General features: G+C 64.1%; 11 protein-coding genes and 1 tRNA gene. 8 read left to right on the top strand and 4 right to left on the bottom strand.

The window, feature by feature from the left end:
• Nucleotides 1–114: 114 nt before the first annotated feature.
• From bfr to ACTJLC_RS19265, 4 genes are all read right to left on the bottom strand, one after another.
• Nucleotides 115–594 carry a bacterioferritin gene (gene bfr, locus ACTJLC_RS19280; protein ID WP_073431436.1) on the bottom strand — a complete coding sequence of 160 codons (480 nt, stop codon included), beginning with the start codon at nucleotides 592–594 and terminating at the stop codon, nucleotides 115–117.
• Nucleotides 595–778: 184 nt separating this feature from the next.
• Nucleotides 779–2,302 carry a fumarate hydratase gene (locus ACTJLC_RS19275; RefSeq protein ID WP_073431437.1) on the bottom strand — a complete coding sequence of 508 codons (1,524 nt, stop codon included), beginning with the start codon at nucleotides 2,300–2,302 and terminating at the stop codon, nucleotides 779–781.
• 52 nt (nucleotides 2,303–2,354) lie between these two features.
• The gene (locus ACTJLC_RS19270) at nucleotides 2,355–2,963 is read right to left on the bottom strand and encodes a TIGR00645 family protein (protein ID WP_073431461.1); all 609 of its coding nucleotides are present in this window, start codon (nucleotides 2,961–2,963) and stop codon (nucleotides 2,355–2,357) included.
• 148 nt (nucleotides 2,964–3,111) lie between these two features.
• Entirely contained in the window at nucleotides 3,112–3,276 is a 165-nt protein-coding gene (locus ACTJLC_RS19265; RefSeq protein ID WP_159442595.1) for a hypothetical protein, read from the bottom strand.
• A gap of 720 nt (nucleotides 3,277–3,996) precedes the next feature.
• On the opposite strand from ACTJLC_RS19265, the gene acs reads away from it, so the two are divergent.
• The 8 genes from acs (at nucleotide 3,997) to ACTJLC_RS19225 (ending at nucleotide 17,551) form a co-directional block, all read left to right on the top strand.
• On the top strand, nucleotides 3,997–5,979 hold the full coding sequence (gene acs, locus ACTJLC_RS19260; RefSeq protein ID WP_073431462.1) for an acetate--CoA ligase: 1,983 nt from the start codon (nucleotides 3,997–3,999) through the stop codon (nucleotides 5,977–5,979).
• 149 nt (nucleotides 5,980–6,128) lie between these two features.
• Nucleotides 6,129–6,518 carry a DUF4212 domain-containing protein gene (locus ACTJLC_RS19255; RefSeq protein ID WP_073431438.1) on the top strand — a complete coding sequence of 130 codons (390 nt, stop codon included), beginning with the start codon at nucleotides 6,129–6,131 and terminating at the stop codon, nucleotides 6,516–6,518.
• Complete coding sequence (locus ACTJLC_RS19250; protein WP_073431439.1) at nucleotides 6,515–8,533, top strand: sodium:solute symporter family protein; 2,019 nt, start codon at nucleotides 6,515–6,517, stop codon at nucleotides 8,531–8,533. The genes ACTJLC_RS19255 and ACTJLC_RS19250 overlap by 4 nt, the downstream gene beginning before the upstream one ends.
• A gap of 60 nt (nucleotides 8,534–8,593) precedes the next feature.
• Nucleotides 8,594–8,684 (top strand) — tRNA-Ser (locus tag ACTJLC_RS19245).
• An 87-nt stretch (nucleotides 8,685–8,771) separates the two neighbouring features.
• The gene (locus tag ACTJLC_RS19240) at nucleotides 8,772–9,851 is read left to right on the top strand and encodes an acyltransferase family protein (RefSeq protein WP_073431440.1); all 1,080 of its coding nucleotides are present in this window, start codon (nucleotides 8,772–8,774) and stop codon (nucleotides 9,849–9,851) included.
• 859 nt (nucleotides 9,852–10,710) lie between these two features.
• Nucleotides 10,711–13,872, top strand: a complete 3,162-nt coding sequence (locus tag ACTJLC_RS19235; RefSeq protein ID WP_159442596.1) for a PIG-L family deacetylase — start codon at nucleotides 10,711–10,713, stop codon at nucleotides 13,870–13,872.
• A gap of 664 nt (nucleotides 13,873–14,536) precedes the next feature.
• Nucleotides 14,537–16,525, top strand: coding sequence for a hypothetical protein (locus ACTJLC_RS19230; protein WP_143031990.1), 1,989 nt, complete (start codon nucleotides 14,537–14,539; stop codon nucleotides 16,523–16,525).
• Between the two features lie 108 nt (nucleotides 16,526–16,633).
• Nucleotides 16,634–17,551, top strand: a complete 918-nt coding sequence (locus tag ACTJLC_RS19225) for a LysR substrate-binding domain-containing protein (protein WP_440844885.1) — start codon at nucleotides 16,634–16,636, stop codon at nucleotides 17,549–17,551.
• Nucleotides 17,552–17,684: the final 133 nt, after the last annotated feature.

The following is a 17,684-nucleotide window of genomic DNA, read 5'->3' as shown; positions in this document are numbered from 1 at the left end:
CAAGTGAGACTCGAGAGAACGGGGAAGTGCGCAAGTATATCGCCCGCGCGGCGCAGGTTCACTCGCATGAACGGTCTCACGAGCCGACGCGCGCGCTGGTTCAGCTTGGTTCGATCAGGACTCGATCGAACCCATGCCGGTTTGCTGATAGTTTTGAATGCCGACCTTGTCGATCAGATCCAGTTGCGTTTCTAGCCAGTCGATATGTTCTTCCGTGTCGTCGAGAATCTTGGTGAAGATTTCGCGCGAGATGAAATCGCGAACCGATTCGCAATAGGCGATCGCTTCCTTACACGTGGACTGTGAAATCTGCTCGAGCTTCAAATCGCATTCGAGGATTTCCTTGGTCTCCTCGCCGATCAGCAGCTTGTGCAGGTCTTGCAGATTCGGCAGGCCGTCGAGCATGAAAATACGTTCGATGAGCCAGTCGGCGTGTTTCATTTCACCGATGGATTCGTCGTATTCATGCTTGCCGAGCTTATCGAGGCCCCAGTGCTTGTACATCCGCGCATGCAGGAAGTACTGATTGATGGCGGTGAGCTCGTTTTTCAGTTGAGCATTCAGATACTCGATGACTTTCTTGTCGCCTTGCATGGTGATTCCTTATGGGGACTTTGAATTTCCAACAACAATAAACGCCACGCCTGAAAAAGCCAAGGGAACAGAAGCATCTTTTGACATTGTCCCCGGCATCACGCGTCCCGCCTCGCGCGGCAATGAAAAAGCCGGGACTGCGAGCCCCGGCTTTTTCAAAAACATGACAGGCGCTACAGGCGAATCAAACCGTCGCGACCGGAATCTTGCCGATCTTCGCCTGCCATTCCTTCGGGCCGGTCTGGTGCACGGAGGTGCCGTTCGAATCGACGGCGACCGTCACCGGCATGTCCTGCACGTCGAATTCGTAGATCGCTTCCATGCCGAGGTCTTCGAATGCGAGGACCTTGGCGCTGCGAATCGCCTTCGACACGAGATACGCGGCGCCGCCCACGGCCATCAGATACGCGGCCTTGTGCTTCTTGATCGCCTCGATGGCGACCGGGCCGCGCTCCGCCTTGCCGATCATCGAAATCAGGCCGGTTTGCGACAACATCGTCTCGGTGAACTTGTCCATGCGCGTGGCGGTGGTCGGACCCGCCGGGCCGACTGCTTCGTCGCGCACCGGATCGACCGGGCCGACGTAGTAGATCACGCGGTTGGTGAAGTCGACCGGCAGCTTTTCGCCCTTGGCCAGCATGTCGGCGATGCGCTTGTGCGCCGCGTCGCGGCCCGTCAGCATCTTGCCCGACAACAGCAGCGTCTGGCCAGGCTTCCAGCCCGCGACTTCTTCCGGCGTCAGCGTGTTCAGGTCGACCCGCTTGCTGGTTTCCGTATTCGGTTCCCACTGCACTTTCGGCCATGCGTCGAGCGACGGCGCTTCGAGTTTCGCGACGCCCGAGCCGTCGAGCGTGAAGTGCGCGTGACGCGTGGCCGCGCAGTTCGGGATGATCGCGATCGGCTTGGACGCGGCGTGCGTCGGCGCGGCCATGATCTTCACGTCGAGCACAGTGGCGAGACCGCCGAGACCTTGCGCGCCGATGCCGAGCGCGTTGACCTTCTCGTGCAGTTCCACGCGCAGTTCCTCGATCCAGTCTTTCGGGCCGCGTGCGATCACGTCCTGAATGTCGATCGGATCCGTCAGCGATTCCTTCGCCATCACCATCGCCTTTTCGGCGGTGCCGCCGATGCCGATGCCGAGCATGCCCGGCGGGCACCAGCCCGCGCCCATCGTCGGCACGGTCTTGAGGATCCAGTCGACGATCGAGTCCGACGGATTCAGCATCGCGAACTTCGACTTGTTCTCGGAGCCGCCGCCCTTGGCCGCGACCTGCACGTCGACTTTATCGCCCGGCACGATCTCGTAGTGGATCACGGCCGGCGTGTTGTCTTTCGTGTTCTTACGCGCGCCTTCCGGCGGACTGACGATCGACGCGCGCAGCACGTTGTCCGGGTTCAGATAACCGCGGCGCACGCCTTCGTTGATCATGTCGGTGACGCCCATCGTCGCGCCGTCCCAACGCACGTCCATGCCGACCTTCACGAATACCGTGACGATGCCGGTGTCCTGGCAGATCGGGCGCTTGCCTTCCGCGCACATGCGGCTGTTGGTGAGAATCTGCGCGATCGCGTCTTTCGCGGCCGGGCTCTGCTCGAGTTCGTACGCGCGGCCCAAGGCCTGGATGTAGTCGAGCGGATGGTAGTAGCTGATGTACTGAAGCGAATCGGCAATGCTCTGAATCAGATCTTCCTGTTTGATGACGGTCATGGCTAGCTCAGTGGGGGACGGTGCGCTTTTTTCTGTTCGCAGGGCAGTGCGGTCAGTCGTGCGCTTTCATGGGAGTGGAACCGGTCGAACCCACGGCGTGCAGCGCCACGGGTTCCTGAAAATGCTTGGGATGCGTATGCGTGGTCAGGCGGTCGACGAATGCCATGACTAGCGCCGAGACGAGGAACGCGACGTGAATGATCACCTGCCACATGATCGCGTGCGTCGTATTCTGGTCGGGGCTGATGAAGGTCTTCAACAGATGGATCGACGAGATGCTGATCAGCGCCATCGACAGCTTCACCTTCAGCACGCCGGCGTTCACGTGATCGAGCCATTCCGGCTCGTCGGGATGACCCTCGACGCCCAGGCGCGACACGAAGGTTTCATACCCGCCGACGATCACCATGATCAGCAGGTTCGAGATCATCACCACGTCGATGAGGCCGAGCACGACCAGCATGATGTTGGTTTCGTCGAGCGTCAACGACGCCGAGACGAGATGCCAGACTTCCTTCAGAAAGAGCACGACGTAGACGCCCTGGGCCACGATCAGGCCCAGATAGAGCGGCACCTGCAGCCAGCGGCTCATGAAGATGACGGCGGGGAGCGGCGCCATGCGGCGGCGCTGAAAGGCGGAGTCGGGTCGCGAAGCGGACATAGGCAAGAGTCGGATGAAACGCAGGTGACGGAACACGGACCAGGGCGCCGACCCGTCGCGCGAACCACGCGCCCGAATCAGGCAGGCAAACCAGGGATAGACGGCGCGGCGCGGCCCCGGCGGGCCGATGAAGCTCGCGTCAGGCGCGCTATTGTACAGCGTCGGCTGAATTTGCTGCATTGCGGAGGGCGGGGCGCCGCTTGCCATTCAGGCTCGCCAGGCCGATGCCGGCGATACCGCAGACGAGCGGGATGTCATGCGCGAGCGCGGGCTGCTTGCCGGGGAAAACGATGCCGCGGATCGCCGCGGGCATTCGCGGCGCTACTAGCGTGCCGCACGCCGCTCAGCATCGCTAGCGTAAACCCGAGGATAGTGGCCCGCGCCTGCGGAAACAGATCGAGCCATTCATCGCGCTTGACCTGGCGCAGCTTTGCCATGCGCGACAGCGGCCACACTACAGCACACTACGGCCATCGCTATCATGAAGCGCGGCGGCGCGAACAAAGCGACGCGGACAAACTCGACGCGCTATTTGCCGATTCCGAATTGCCGCCGAGGTCATGCGAAGCCAGGAATCGCGATTCAAGCTGGAGTCGGAGCGGTTAGTTCAGTTAGGATTGTGAGAGGCCGCGCGGGCGAGCGTGATGGCGTGCTCGTCCTTGCGGGTTCGAGCGCATGAATGCGGCCTGACGCGTAGCATGCGTTGCGCATCCGTTGGGCTGCATTGAATGCGCCGTGCGAACCGTCTAAGGGTTTTCGCGGGCAAGCCGGCGCGCCTCGCGTAAGTGGCCGGTAAGTTGCAGCGTTTATGTTTGAGCACGAGAGCGGGACGCGCGTCGCACGCATTCATGTGGTGTTGCCACATGAATGACGATGCCGGCAACGGACCGCGGCGCGGCGATCGTCGATCGGCGCGCGAGGGTTGGAGACAGCGCGCCGCGCATCGGTCCCTGAGCGCGGCGTCGACATGACAGGGCGTGCCAACGGCGCGCCGGCACAGGTTTTACGTTTCATCTTCACCAAGGGGTTGTCGATGTCTGCGATTGAATCGGTTCTTCAGGAACGCCGTGTTTTCCCGCCCTCCGCTGAAGCCGCGGCTGGTGCGGCCGTCTCCGGCATGGACGCGTACCGGGCGCTCGCCGCCGAAGCGGAACGCGATTACGAAGGTTTCTGGGGGCGCCTCGCTCGCGAGACGCTAAGCTGGAACACGCCTTTCACCAAGGTGCTCGACGAGTCGAACGCGCCGTTCTATACATGGTTCGAAGACGGCCAGCTGAATGCGTCGTATAACAGCCTCGACCGTCACGTCGAAGCCGGCAATGGTGAGCGCGTCGCGATCATTTTCGAAGCCGACGACGGCACCGTCACCAACATCACCTATCAGGAACTGCTGCAACGCGTATCGCGCTTTGCGAACGCGTTGAAAAAGCGCGGCGTGAAGAAGGGTGACCGTGTCGTGATCTACATCCCCATGTCGATCGAAGGCATCGTCGCGATGCAGGCTTGCGCGCGCATCGGCGCCACGCACTCGGTCGTGTTCGGCGGCTTCTCGTCGAAGTCGCTGAACGAGCGGCTGGTCGACGTGGGCGCCGTCGCGCTCATCACGTCCGATGAACAGATGCGCGGCGGCAAAGCCTTGCCGCTCAAGAACATCGCCGACGAAGCCCTCGCGATGGGCGGCTGCGAAGCGGTCAAGAGCGTGATCGTGTACAAGCGCACCGGCGGCAAGATCGCATGGAACGAAGGCCGCGATTTGTGGATGCACGAGATCGCGCAAGCCGAATCCGATCAATGCCCGCCCGAGTGGGTCGGCGCCGAGCATCCGCTCTTCATTCTCTACACCTCCGGCTCGACGGGCAAACCCAAGGGCGTGCAGCACAGCACCGGCGGCTATCTGCTGTGGGCCGCGCAGACCATGAAGTGGACCTTCGACTGGAAGTCCACGGACGTGTTCTGGTGCACCGCCGACATCGGCTGGATCACCGGCCATAGCTACATCACGTATGGTCCGTTGACGCTCGGCGGCACCCAGGTCGTGTTCGAAGGCGTGCCCACTTATCCGAACGCCGGCCGCTTCTGGGACATGATCGCCAGGCACAAGGTCTCGCTGTTCTATACCGCGCCCACCGCGATCCGCTCGCTGATCAAGGCCGCCGAAGCCGACGAGAAAGTGCATCCGAAGAGCTATGACCTGTCGTCGCTGCGCATCATCGGCACGGTCGGCGAGCCGATCAATCCCGAGGCGTGGGTGTGGTATCACGAGAACGTCGGCGGCGGGCGCTGCCCGATCGTCGATACGTGGTGGCAGACCGAAACCGGCGGCCACATGATCACGCCGCTGCCGGGCGCCACGCCGCTCGTGCCGGGTTCGTGCACGCTGCCGCTGCCGGGCATCATGGCGGCGGTCGTCGACGAGACCGGCCAGGACGTGCCGAACGGGCAGGGCGGCATTCTGGTGGTGAAGCGTCCGTGGCCGTCGATGCTGCGCAACGTGTGGGGCGATCCGGACCGCTACAAGAAGAGCTACTTCCCCGAGGAACTGGGCGGCACGCTGTATCTCGCCGGCGACGGCGCGGTGCGCGACAAGGAAACCGGCTACTTCACGATCATGGGCCGCATCGACGACGTGCTCAACGTGTCGGGCCACCGTCTCGGCACGATGGAGATCGAATCGGCGCTGGTGTCCAATCCGCTGGTGGCTGAAGCGGCCGTGGTGGGCCGTCCCGATGCGACGACCGGCGAAGCCGTGTGCGCATTCGTCGTGCTCAAGCGCGCACGTCCGGAAGGCGAGGAAGCGGTGAAGCTCGCCAACGAACTGCGCAACTGGGTCGGCAAGGAGATCGGTCCGATCGCCAAGCCCAAGGACATCCGCTTCGGCGAGAATCTGCCGAAGACGCGTTCGGGCAAGATCATGCGCCGCCTGCTGCGCTCGCTTGCGAAAGGCGAGGCCATCACCCAGGATGTGTCCACGCTGGAGAACCCGGCGATTCTCGATCAGCTCGGCGAGTCGCTCTGAGCTTGGGTTTGCCGGGGCTTCGGGCGAGGGCGTACAGGACTAAGCGCCCTTGCTCTTGCCCCAGGCGCCGACCGCTTGAATCAGGCCGTTAAAGCCACCGCGCGGACAATCCCGATTGCCTGCCCGGTGGCTTTTTGATACATAGGCGCATGGCCGCGCCGCACCACTCCTCTCATGTTCCGCTGAATCCCGCGCCCGAACCGCCCACGGTCTCGGCGGTGATGGCGCGCGCGCATCAAAGCTATTGGCGCTTCAATCTCGCGTTGATTGCGACATTGATGACGCTGGGCTTCACGGTGTCGTTCGTGTTGCCGCTGGTTGCGCCGGCGTTGGCGCATCTGCGCGTCGATGGCTTCAGGCTGCCTTTTTACTTCGGCGCGCAAGGGGCGATTCTGATCTACCTGGCGCTCATCGGCGTGTATATCGTGCTGATGCAGCGTGCCGACCGCCGTCTGCAACGCGCATTCGACGCGGATGTTCGTGCCAGCGCCGATGCCGACGTTCGTCCCGGCGCCGACGCCCGGATACCGAGCCGATGAAGCTCGCGAACCGGCTGATCCGCTCCTACGCGTTCTATACGCTCGGCTTCCTGCTATTCATCTATGTGATGTGGCGCATCGAGCGCAGCACCGGCCCCGGCGTGTGGATCGGCTATGTGTTCCTGTTCGTGCCGATCGCGGTGTACGCGGTGATCGGCTTGCTGTCGCGCACGTCCGACCTCGTCGAATACTACGTCGCGGGGCGGCGCGTGCCGTCCGCCTTCAACGGCATGGCGACGGCCGCCGACTGGCTCTCGGCCGCCTCGTTCATCGGTCTCGCCGGTTCGATCTATGCGACCGGCTACGACGGTCTCGCGTATGTGATGGGCTGGACCGGCGGCTATTGCCTCGTCGCGTTCCTGCTCGCGCCGTACGTGCGCAAGCTCGCGCGCTACACGATTCCCGATTTCCTCGGCACGCGCTTTTCGAGCAACGCGGTGCGCGGCCTCGCCGCGTTGGCGGCGATCCTGTGCTCGTTCGTCTATCTGGTCGCGCAGCTCCAGGGCGTCGGATTGATCGCGACGCGCTTTATCGGCGTGGATTTCACAGTCGGCATTTTCTGTGGACTCGCCGGCATTCTGGTGTGCTCGTTTCTCGGCGGCATGCGGGCGGTGACGTGGACCCAGGTCGCACAATACATCATCCTGATCGCGGCGATCCTGATTCCCGTGTCGATGATCGCGCACAAGGAGGGCCTCGGCTGGTTCCCGCAATTCAACTACGGACACTTGATGCAGCGCGTGGAAGGTCTCGAGAAACAGGTGCGCGACGCGCCGCTCGAACAGACCGTACGCGACGATTACCGGCGGCGCGCCGCGCTGATGCAGGTGCGGCTCGATACCTTGCCGCAATCGTTCGTCGACGAGAAGCAGCGTCTCGTGCAGGAAGTCGCGGACTTGCGCCGCCGCAACGGTCCGCTGCGCGAGATCAAGGAGCGCGAAAGGGCGCTCGAACGTTTTCCCCGCGATGCCGCCGCCGCGCAGGTCGTGTGGAGTCAGCGCCGCGACGAAATGCTGATGCGCGCGGCCGCGCCGGTGCCGATGCATGAACCGTTTCCCAGCGCGAGCGCCGACGAGCGGCGCACGCACGAGCGCAATTTTCTTTCGCTGCTGCTGTGCCTGTCGCTCGGCACGGCGAGCCTCCCGCATATCCTCACGCGCTACAACACGACGACCTCGGTGGCGTCCGCGCGACGCTCGGTCGGCTGGACGCTGTTCTTCGTCGCGCTGTTTTACCTGACCGTGCCCGTGCTGGCCGTGCTGATCAAGTACGAGATATTGACCAACCTGGTCGGCCATCACTTTGCCGATCTGCCGCAGTGGGTCACGCAATGGCGCAAGGTCGAGCCGAGCCTGATCAGTCTCGCCGATACGAACGGCGACGGCATCGTGCGCTGGAGCGAGATTCAGATGCAGCCGGATATGGTCGTGCTCGCCGCGCCTGAAATCGCGGGGCTGCCGTATGTGATGTCCGGGCTGATCGCCGCGGGCGCGCTGGCCGCGGCGCTCTCGACCGCGGACGGCTTGCTGCTGACGATCGCCAATGCGCTATCGCACGACGTGTATTACCACATGGTCGATCCTGGCGCATCGAGTCAGCGGCGCGTGACGATTTCAAAGATTCTGCTGTTGGGGGTGGCGCTGTTCGCGTCGTATGTGGCGTCGCTCAATACGGGGAACATTCTGTTTCTGGTGGGCGCGGCGTTTTCGCTGGCGGCCTCGAGCCTCTTTCCGGTGCTGGTGCTGGGGGTCTTCTGGAAGCGCACCACGCGGCTTGGCGCGGTGGCGGGCATGGTGGCGGGGCTGGTGGTGTGCATCTATTACATCGTCTCGACGTACCCGTTCTTCACGCAGTTGACGGGTTTCGCGGGCGCGCGATGGTTCGGCATCGAGCCGATCAGTTCGGGCGTGTTCGGCGTGCCGGCTGGCTTCCTGGTGGCGATCGGCGTGAGTCTGGTGGATCGGAAACCGGATGCGTATACGCGGGCGCTGGTGGATTACATCCGGCATCCTTGACCGGCTTTCCGGAGAGGCGTGGCGCGGGGCGTGAAGTTTGCTATAATTCGGCTCCCCGCCGGAGAGATGGATGAGCGGTTTAAGTCGCACGCCTGGAAAGCGTGTATAGGTTAATAGCCTATCCGGGGTTCGAATCCCCGTCTCTCCGCCAGGACATCACATCAATGAAAACGGGCCTCCTGGCCCGTTTTTCTTTTCAACGCGCTAACGTGCGGTCGGCACCGGGAAGATACGGATCATGACGCTTGACCAATTGCTTCGCCGTGGCAATAACAACGCCGACCTGCTTCGATTGATCGCCGCGGCCGCCGTCATCTGGGGCCACGGATACAGGCTGGTTCCCGTTCCGGGCGTCGACGATCCCATTCAAAATCTGCTGGGCTTCGATTATTCCGGCTCGCTCGCGGTCAAGTTCTTTTTCTTTCTGAGCGGCATCCTCGTTACCAATAGCTGGCTTTCAAAGCCGAGTGCAATTCGTTTCGCCTCGGCCCGCATTTTCCGTATTTTCCCGCTGTTGATCGCCGCGTCCGTGGCGACGATCGTCGTGATGGGGCCGGCGCTCACGTCGCTGTCGACGTCGGATTACTTCCATCACCGGGCCGAACTCGTCCATGTGCTCTTGCATCCCTACAACGAATACCTGTTGCCGGGCGTGTTCGATCACGCGTTATATCCGCATGCAAACGGTTCGATCTGGACCATCAAATACGAACTGATGCTGTACGCGCTACTGCTCGGCGCCGGCATGTGCGGCCTGTTTCGCTATAAGCCGATAGCCGCCGCAGTGCTTGTGACGGTGATCGCCGTCTGCCTGATCCGGCCGGAAAGCATCACCGCGATAGGTTTGTCCAACGTCAATGCGGGTGGACGCCTCCCGGCATTTTTTGCATTTGGCGCGCTGCTCGCACTCTACAAGGATCGCGTGCGGATAGACGGGCGGCTTTGCATCGGCGTCGCGCTCATCGCGTTCGCGGTGAGACATGGTCCCGCGTTCGAATACGCGTTCTGCCTCGCCTTTCTCATGACAGCCCTATGGGTCATGTCGCTTCGCGTCGTGAAAGCGATTCGGCTGCCTGGTGATTTCTCATACGGCGTCTACGTATTCGGATGGCCGATCCAGAATACTTTCGCCAATCTATTTCCGAAGTCGGGAATACATGGCAATCAGGCGATGACGTTTGTATGCGCGCTTCTTCTTGCGGTTCTATCGTGGTTTTTGCTTGAGAAGCCGTGCATCGCATTGGGTCATAAAATCCCCGCTTTTTTTCAGCGAAAGAACTCGGCGGCTGACGCGGAATCCAGCAAGGCGTTGGTGTAAGAGAACGCATTGCAAGCATGCCGTGGTTCGCTGGCGGCGCTGAGAATTCGCCGCCGCGCAAACCCGCCCGATCAGCGGGCGGGAAGATAGGCCGGCACAGCCCATGAATCGTCCCCGGTGCTCTTGCGAGCGCGGTGTCTCCCATTGCGACGTCGGGCCTCGCCTGTTCTTCGTTCGATCGACGACGTCTTCGTTCAGCGTCAGCCGCGGTTCCCGTTTTCGGGTTCCATAGGCGTCCCGATACGAAAACAGGAGAGGTCACGAGATGAGTTGGATACCGCACAAACTGACGAGCATGCTGCCCGCGATGCAATACGTTGACGCAGTCGCGAAAGACGCGAAGAAAAGAGACGGGGATTCCGGCACCGCAGGCGGGCAGGTGACGCCTACCGCGCGAAGCGCATCGCCGCAACTCGACGCACTGCCCGATAACGATTCGGCGAATTCAGGCGCAAAACCCGACGTCAAGCCGGCTAAGGCTGCCCCCTCTTCAGCGCATGCGCCGCGTCCATCCGCGATCACGCCTGTTCCGACGTTACGAGAGCGATTGAGCCGGCTAAAACGCGGATCGAGCTGACACGGCGGATTGGGCGTTGCTCTGAATTCTGGCGACGTTCGCATGCACATCGATGCCTTCGGTCGCAACGCGGTATCGCGCCATCCACTCGATACGCTCGGAGCATAGAGTGTTGCGCGGACCGCGCGAATTCAGGGCAGCCACGACAGCCCCGAGCGCAATGGTGGAGACGGAACCAGGGCAACACGCTGAATCCCGTTCATGCGGCGGGCGACATCCACGCCGTGCGAGCCTGCCGCGCGGCTTCGACAGGCGTCGTCCGCGAACCTTGCGAGGACCGATATGTCGACTGTTCGCGGCCCCGACGCTCAACCGTCCGTTCCCGCCGGCACGGAACCTTCTTCTTCTTCTTCTTCTTCTTCTTTCGATCCGCCCGCGGTGCCCATTCCACGCCCGACCCGCGCCGCGCACGAGTTTCTCGCGCCGTATTTTTCCGACGCGCACGCGCAACGTTCCGCGACCGTGCGCTTCCGGCAAAACAGCAACAACGACAACGACAGCGATGCGCCGCCGCCCCGCGCATCGCGACCGGCGGCTCTCCCGAATGTATTGCCTCATCGCGCGCAAGCCGGCGCTCAAGCGGCGAGTGACCACCCTGCCGCAACCGCGGAGAGTGCGCGCCTGCCGTCGCCGGAAGAACGCCCGGACCCGAAGCGGGTGCTGGTCGTCCTCGCGCATCCCGATGACGAGTCGCTGTTTTCCGGCTCGCTCAGACGGCTGCTGGCGCAGGGCATTCACGTCGACGTCGTGTATCTGACGAAGGGCAACGGCGGCACCATGTTCAGCCTGTCGAGCAAGGGCATTCCCGAGCCGAAATACGACGCGACCGGGAAGGAGGAAACCGATCCGCAAGCCTATGGACGCATCCGCGTGAAAGAGACGGTGGGTTTCTGGAAAGAACTAGGCGGCAATAGCACCAACCTGACCGTGACGGTGATGGACAACCCTGATTTCAATCCGTTTCGCGTCGCACGCAACACGGTCGATTACGGAATCAAGGCCTCGTGGGATCGCCGGAAAATCAACGAGCTGCTCGAGGAGAAACTGGCGAACCACGAATATGCGGCGATCCTGACGACCTCGACGGATCCACGCATCCATCCCGCGCACGACAAGGCCAGCCGGATCGCTCACGAGGCCGCGCGCGCATTCGCCGCGACGCATGGCGGCAACGCGCCACCCGTCGTCGAAGCCGTGGAGGAAGGGTGGTACGCGCTCAGAGACATGGTCCCGCTCGATCCGGCGAACACGATCCAGGTGCCGCTCGAAACCGATGAAATCGCCGATGAGTTCGCCCTGCGCCGCGCCGCGCTGCAAACGCATTACGCGAGCCAGCCTCCCGGCCACGACGGGTTCTTTGGCAACGCGCGCAGCCGCGAGTTGCTGCGTCTTCCCGAGGGGCTGTCCGCGGCGCAGGACGCGAGTCTGCGTGAACTGTTCGTGCGCTCGCAGCCCGCCGCTCAGGCGGCCGCCGATGCCGCGCGCAGTGCGAACGCCGGCGCGGAGTCCGCACCGGTCACCGAGATCGCCGTGGCGGGCGGCGAGCGCGGGCTCGTCGAAACCGTCCCTGCGGCGGCGGACCTGACGCGGCCCGAGCCGAGCGGGCCGGCAACGGCCGAGGAACTGGAGGATCTGATGGATCGCGCGCTGCGGCTCGCGCGCGGCGGCACCGGCAGGCGCCCGCATCGGATTACCGAAGTGGAGGAGGCGCAATGGTTTTTCCTGACCCAGGCCGGCCCGCGCTACATGCCGCCGCGCACGCCGCTGCGTGAGCGCATACGCCTTGTGCGCAGTGACGACGGCGGCTTCTGGAGCGGACCGCGGCGTGACGTGGTCGCGTTCGCTTCGTCGGATGTGCCGCTTCAGCAAAGCCTGGGCCCGCACGGCGCGGGCTTGAGCCTTGCCGGCAACACGCGCATCTGGGCGGATATCACGGGCGCGCGCGGCGAAGCCACCCGGCTTTTCAACGAAGAATTCGCTCAACGCGCCGATGACGGGAACGCGCCCGGCCTGCCCGTGCTATATCGCATCGTCGCGCCTGCCCGCATGCTTCGCGCCGCCATCGGCAACGGCCACATTCCAACGGAGATGCTGTCGGGCGGCGTCCCCGTGATCAATCCTCAGGGCGGCCTGTTTCATGAGACCGCCGTCAATCGCGACGCGCGCTATGACGTGCAGCCCGGCGAAATCCACGGCAATCCGACGCTGACCGGCATGAGCGGCAAAGAGCTCCGGCGCGCGGCGTACAAGAGCGCGGGCGTGATCGTCGCGGGCGCGACCGGCACGTACGCGAGCCTGCGCTGGGGCGTCATGGACGGCGGCTACCTCGCGAGCCAGGCGGTGCTGATCAAGGCGGCGCTCGCGATGTTCGGCTATCGGGCAGCCGTCGGCGGCGCGACGGATATCGCGCAAAGCCGCCTCGCCGTGCGCGTGCAACGCGCGAGCGAGGAGCCCACCGGAGCGGCGCTCGACGTCGTGCAGCGGCAGGTCAGCGGGTGGCGCGGCGTCAGCCGCGGCCTGACGCGAAGCGCGCGCGACGAACTCGCTTTTGCGAGCGAGCTGCTGCGCGTCAATCCCGAGGACGGCGAGGCGTTCCGGCGACTGGAAAGCGCGTCGGACCAGATGCTCGCGCTGACGAGTCCGCTCGGCCGCGCGCTCGAAGTGCTGCGACTCGCCAGTTACGGCATCAACGATGCCGCTGGGCCGCGCGTCTTCGCCAATATCTGGCTCGATCCGCAAGCCGGCCTTCTGAACGTGTCGAACGCGAGCCGGACGTTTTCGAATCTCGCGACCGCGGCTTTCATTCCCGTGCACTGGGGCAACAACGGCAGCGCGCTGGCCGCGCACCTGCTCGGCGCGCGCGGCGCGCGGTTCGATCGCGATCACGAAGTCCAGGCGGAGGGCGCGCGCATGCGCGGCTTCTATCGCGGCAACGCGGACCGTTCCGCGCTCGTGCAGTGGTTGCAGGGCCTCGGCGATCGTGAGGCGGTGATTTATCCATCGACGCTGCCCGACGGCAGCCGGATTCGCAAGCCTTCGCCGGTGATGCGCGTGCAGGAGCAGGCCATGAGGGCGGCGGCGGTGATCGGCGCGGGCCCGTTCATGCTGGCCGACCTTGCCGCCGTTCCGCATGCGTTCGCCTCCGGCCATTACGCGGCCGGCGCGGCGGACCTGTCGAAAGCGGTGGCCGATCTGCTGTTCGCGAGCGGTTACCGCCAGAGCTATATCGATCTGTTTCGCGCCAACCGGGGGCTGGGCGCGACGGTCCGCCAGAATCGGCTGATTCCGTGGCTCAACGCGCCGCTTCGGGGCGCCACGACAACGCCCGCCAATATCACGCAGCCGCGTCTCGTCGACCAGGGCGGCGTCGACACGTTCCGGCCGCCGGTCGTGGTTGCCGTGGGCATGGGCGCGCGTGTCGTGCTTGGGCTGCTCGTGCCGTGAACTCCGTGTGATGGGCGGCGCGCGCGTCGCCATCAGGATCGCAAGCAGGCACGCCGTGGTTCGCCGGCGGCGCTGAGAATTCGCCGCCGCGCAAACCCGCCCGATCAGCGGCCCGGAAGATAGACCGGCACGGCTCATGAATCATCATCCGAGGCCGTTTTTCCGGAGTCTCGGCATGCGTATCGGAAACACCCCCGCAAATAAAGCCGCCGCAACGACCAGCGACGAGCGGCCGGAGAAGATCGCTTCGTCCAGCAGGGCGCGGCGTGCCGAGCCGGCGCGTACGCCATTGCTCGCCCCACTGCCTGCGCGGCGCGCTCGATCGCTCGCGCAGGGGTCGTCGTCGCAAACCGGTGGCCGTGCCGCGGCGAGCAGGCCGCCCGATTCGTCGCCGTCGTCCGCTGCGTTGAATGAACCGTCGCCGGGGTGGCAACGCACGGGCAAACGAACGCGAACGGGTGAGGGCGCCGAGGCGGGCCGCGGGGGTGCGAACTGGCGTTGGGCGGATCTGCCGGCCACGCCGTTGCCTCGTGGAACAAGTGAACAAGCCGCTGCATCGTCCCTGGACGTCGCGCTAGCGAGTGCGATGCCGGCGGCAAACCATCAGGACGCCGCTGCGGTCGCCGCACCCGCTGGCCGATCGCGGCAAAGCGCGACCGCGGCAATGGTCTACACGATTCTGTCGGACCGGGCTAGAGGCGCCGCGCTCAAGGACACGCTCGACGCGCATTCATTTCCGAAAGGAACGGTCACGTCCTGGCGGAATCCGAATTTTTGGCAGTACCGGAACTTGCCGGACCGCCTCGCCAAGATGCCGGACTATCCGTTGTTTCGCGACAGGCTCAACGTCCTCGCGCGCTCGCTCGGCTTCACGACGAAGGATCTGCCGCAGCCGTGCGCCGGGCGGCGGGCAATGGACGCGCACGCGCTGAAAGCGATGCTCCAGACGCTGGTCGATCTCGGGGTGAGGCGAGGCGCGACGCGCGGCCAGAACGCCGGCGCGCTCGGCACCGTCGCGCGGAGAACCGGCCATAAGGAAAGCACGATCGCGGGCTGGCTGTCGGTGGTGGACGGCGCGTTGAAAAAGCCGGCTGCCGCGGTGGCGCGCCTTGCCGACTATGCCGACGTGCAGAACGACTTGCAACAGCTCTTCAGGGATCTGGGCGACGTGCAGACGGCGGACAGCCTGCCTGTCTCCGGCGAGGGCGCCATACAGCAAATGACGGCGGCGCTGCTCGCCGATGCGCTGCGCGCCATTCCCGCGGAGGGCAAGGTGCAGCTATGGAAGATCGGCCCTGCCGTCGGCGTCGGCGCGTCGTGCCTGGCGCTGCATATCGTGCCCGCCGACGGCAGCCTTCGCGATGTCGGCGCGGTTCAGCGCTTGCCCGGCTATGGGCAGAACCGCGAAGCGCTCGCCGCCGCGCTCGCCGCGCGCGGTTTGCATACGCAGGCCGCCGCGCTGCCGCTGCCGCTCGTCGACGCCGAGCAGTTCCTGGCAGTCTTGCGCGACGATCTGGACCGCATCGTTGCGGCAATGAACGCGCTGCGAGGCAACCCGACCATGTCGCCCCGGGACGCGGCGATCGAGTCGAACCTGCATCCCGAAACGTTCACGGCGGTGATCGGCGAAGGCGGAATCGTGCGCGAACGCGCGGCGGTCCATGCGTTGCTGACGCACTTCGAGGGATACCTGAGGGCGGGCATCGAGAAACAGCTCGACCGCTTACACGCGGCTTCGCTCGGCGAGCCGGTAAGCGCCGTGGCGGAGTCCGCCATGAAGACGATGACATTGCCGCCCCGGGGAAAGATGCCGGCCAAGGTCTTGATCGTCCGGTCCACGAGCGAGGACTCGGAGGCGAGGCGAGCGAACCGGCTCGAAAAGGTCTTTGCGAATAATCCCGAGCAGATTAGCGAGCCGCGCTCCTACGAAGCGGACAGAGCAAGGCAAATGCTGCGCTGGCAATCGACGCTTCTGAAGGCCAGATTTCCGGACTCGAAAGAGATTCAGTCCTACTACCACGCGCCGGCAAAAACACTCGTGGTCTCCTCCAACCTGAACGTGATGAACACAGAATTGGCGAACCAACTCGGGCGCGGCAATGTGAGCGAAATGGCCGAAGCGTTGGCCCGAAGCGATACGCCGCTTGCCGGCAGGGAGCGGCGGCATGTGGAAAAGTTGCGTGCGGCGCTTCGCATCGGTTCCGCGAACATGCTGCCCGGCACGCCGGGAGAGGTGCTGGACAAGATGATGTCGAACGGCGGGCTCCAGGTGTCCGATCGAAAGTTCACCCATCGCGGCGAGACCGTCGATCTGCACGCGGAGCGCCGGATCAAGCACCACGTGCAGGACAATTTCAGTGCGGCCGTCGATCCCCAACTGCTTGGCGGCACGATGCGGCCGTGCGGCACGTGCGCGGAAGACCTCGGCTTCGACGATACCCGGCACCGCGGGCCGTTCTGGCTTTCACGCGTGGCGCAGGCGCGGATCGACACCCCAGGGGTCATCGAACGCAACGTCGAGCGCGCGATTGGGACTCGGGTGACGAGAACGCGCGAAGGCAAGATCACGATCGATTACGACACCGACAGCGATTCCGACGTCGATGAAGCCGTGCAGCGTTTGAAGAAATCGGCGGTTCCGCGTAGCGAGTGACAAGCCTTGCGGAACGGATGTTGGGAGTGAGGCTCTTCCCCGAACTCATGATTTGACGCATGTTTCGACCCGCTATGATGGTGCGATCGTCACTCGGGTGTGGTCATCATGCGCATTACCCCTCTACCTCCGCTCCAATGCCTCGTCGCGTTCGAATCTGCGGTACGGCATGCCAGTTTCACCAAAGCCGCCGCCGAACTGCATCTGACGCAAAGCGCGATCAGCCGGCAGATCGCGCAACTGGAAGACTTTCTCGGCCGCTCGCTGTTCGTGCGCGAGCATCGCTCGTTACGTCTGACGATCGCTGGCGAGGGCTATGCGAAGCACGTGCAGTGGTTGCTCGCCACCTGCTCCGAAGCCACGCTCGACGTCATGAAGCGCTACGGCGATCAGGAATTGACGATCGCATGTTCATCCGGGGTCGCCGTGTTGTGGCTCACGCCGCGACTGGGCGCGTTTCGCGCCGCTCATCCGAACGTCAAGATCAGAATGATCGTGCGCGACGGGCTCGCGTCGCTGTCGCCCGCCGAGTTCGATGTGGGCCTGTACTACATTCGCCAGCGCGCCGAACCGCACTTCACCGCGCGCCGGATCTTCGACGAAGAGGTGTATCCGGTCTGTTCGCCCGGCTATCTTGCCGGCCGCGCGCTGCAACCCGCCGACCTCGCGCGCGAAACGCTGCTGATGCAGGAGGACGGTCAGCGCCAATGGATGGCGTGGTCCGAATGGTTTCGCCTCAACGACGTGCAGATGCCCGCTTCACCGCGGGCGGTCGTCGTCAACCACTATCCGCAACTCGTGCAGATGGCGATTCTCGGCCAAGGCGTCGTGCTCGGCTGGCGTCATATGATCGACGCCTGTCTGGATGAAGGACTATTGGTGCGCGCGACGCATGCTTCGGCGAGCCACGGCGGCGGCTACTACGTGGTGTCGCCGAACGACCGCTCGCAGAACCAGGCGTCGCGCCGGTTTACGCGCTGGTTGTTCGAGCAGGCCGAGGAGCAGAAGGGCAGGGCCGCGGCCTGAACCCGCTTCGCATGCGCTACACGCATGCATGCATGCGAATCTTTCGTTTCGAAAACAAATCAGGTCTCTCTACGATCGGCGTGATGCATGCGAAAGCGCCGCTCGGTCACGCCGTGGCGCGTTGCCGGCATCA

It is taken from the genome of Paraburkholderia sp. 22099, from assembly GCF_052045835.1.
Classification (GTDB): Bacteria; Pseudomonadota; Gammaproteobacteria; order Burkholderiales; family Burkholderiaceae; genus Paraburkholderia; species Paraburkholderia terricola.
Note: the sequence above shows the minus strand (reverse complement) of the source record. Positions and strands in the feature narration are given on the sequence as shown.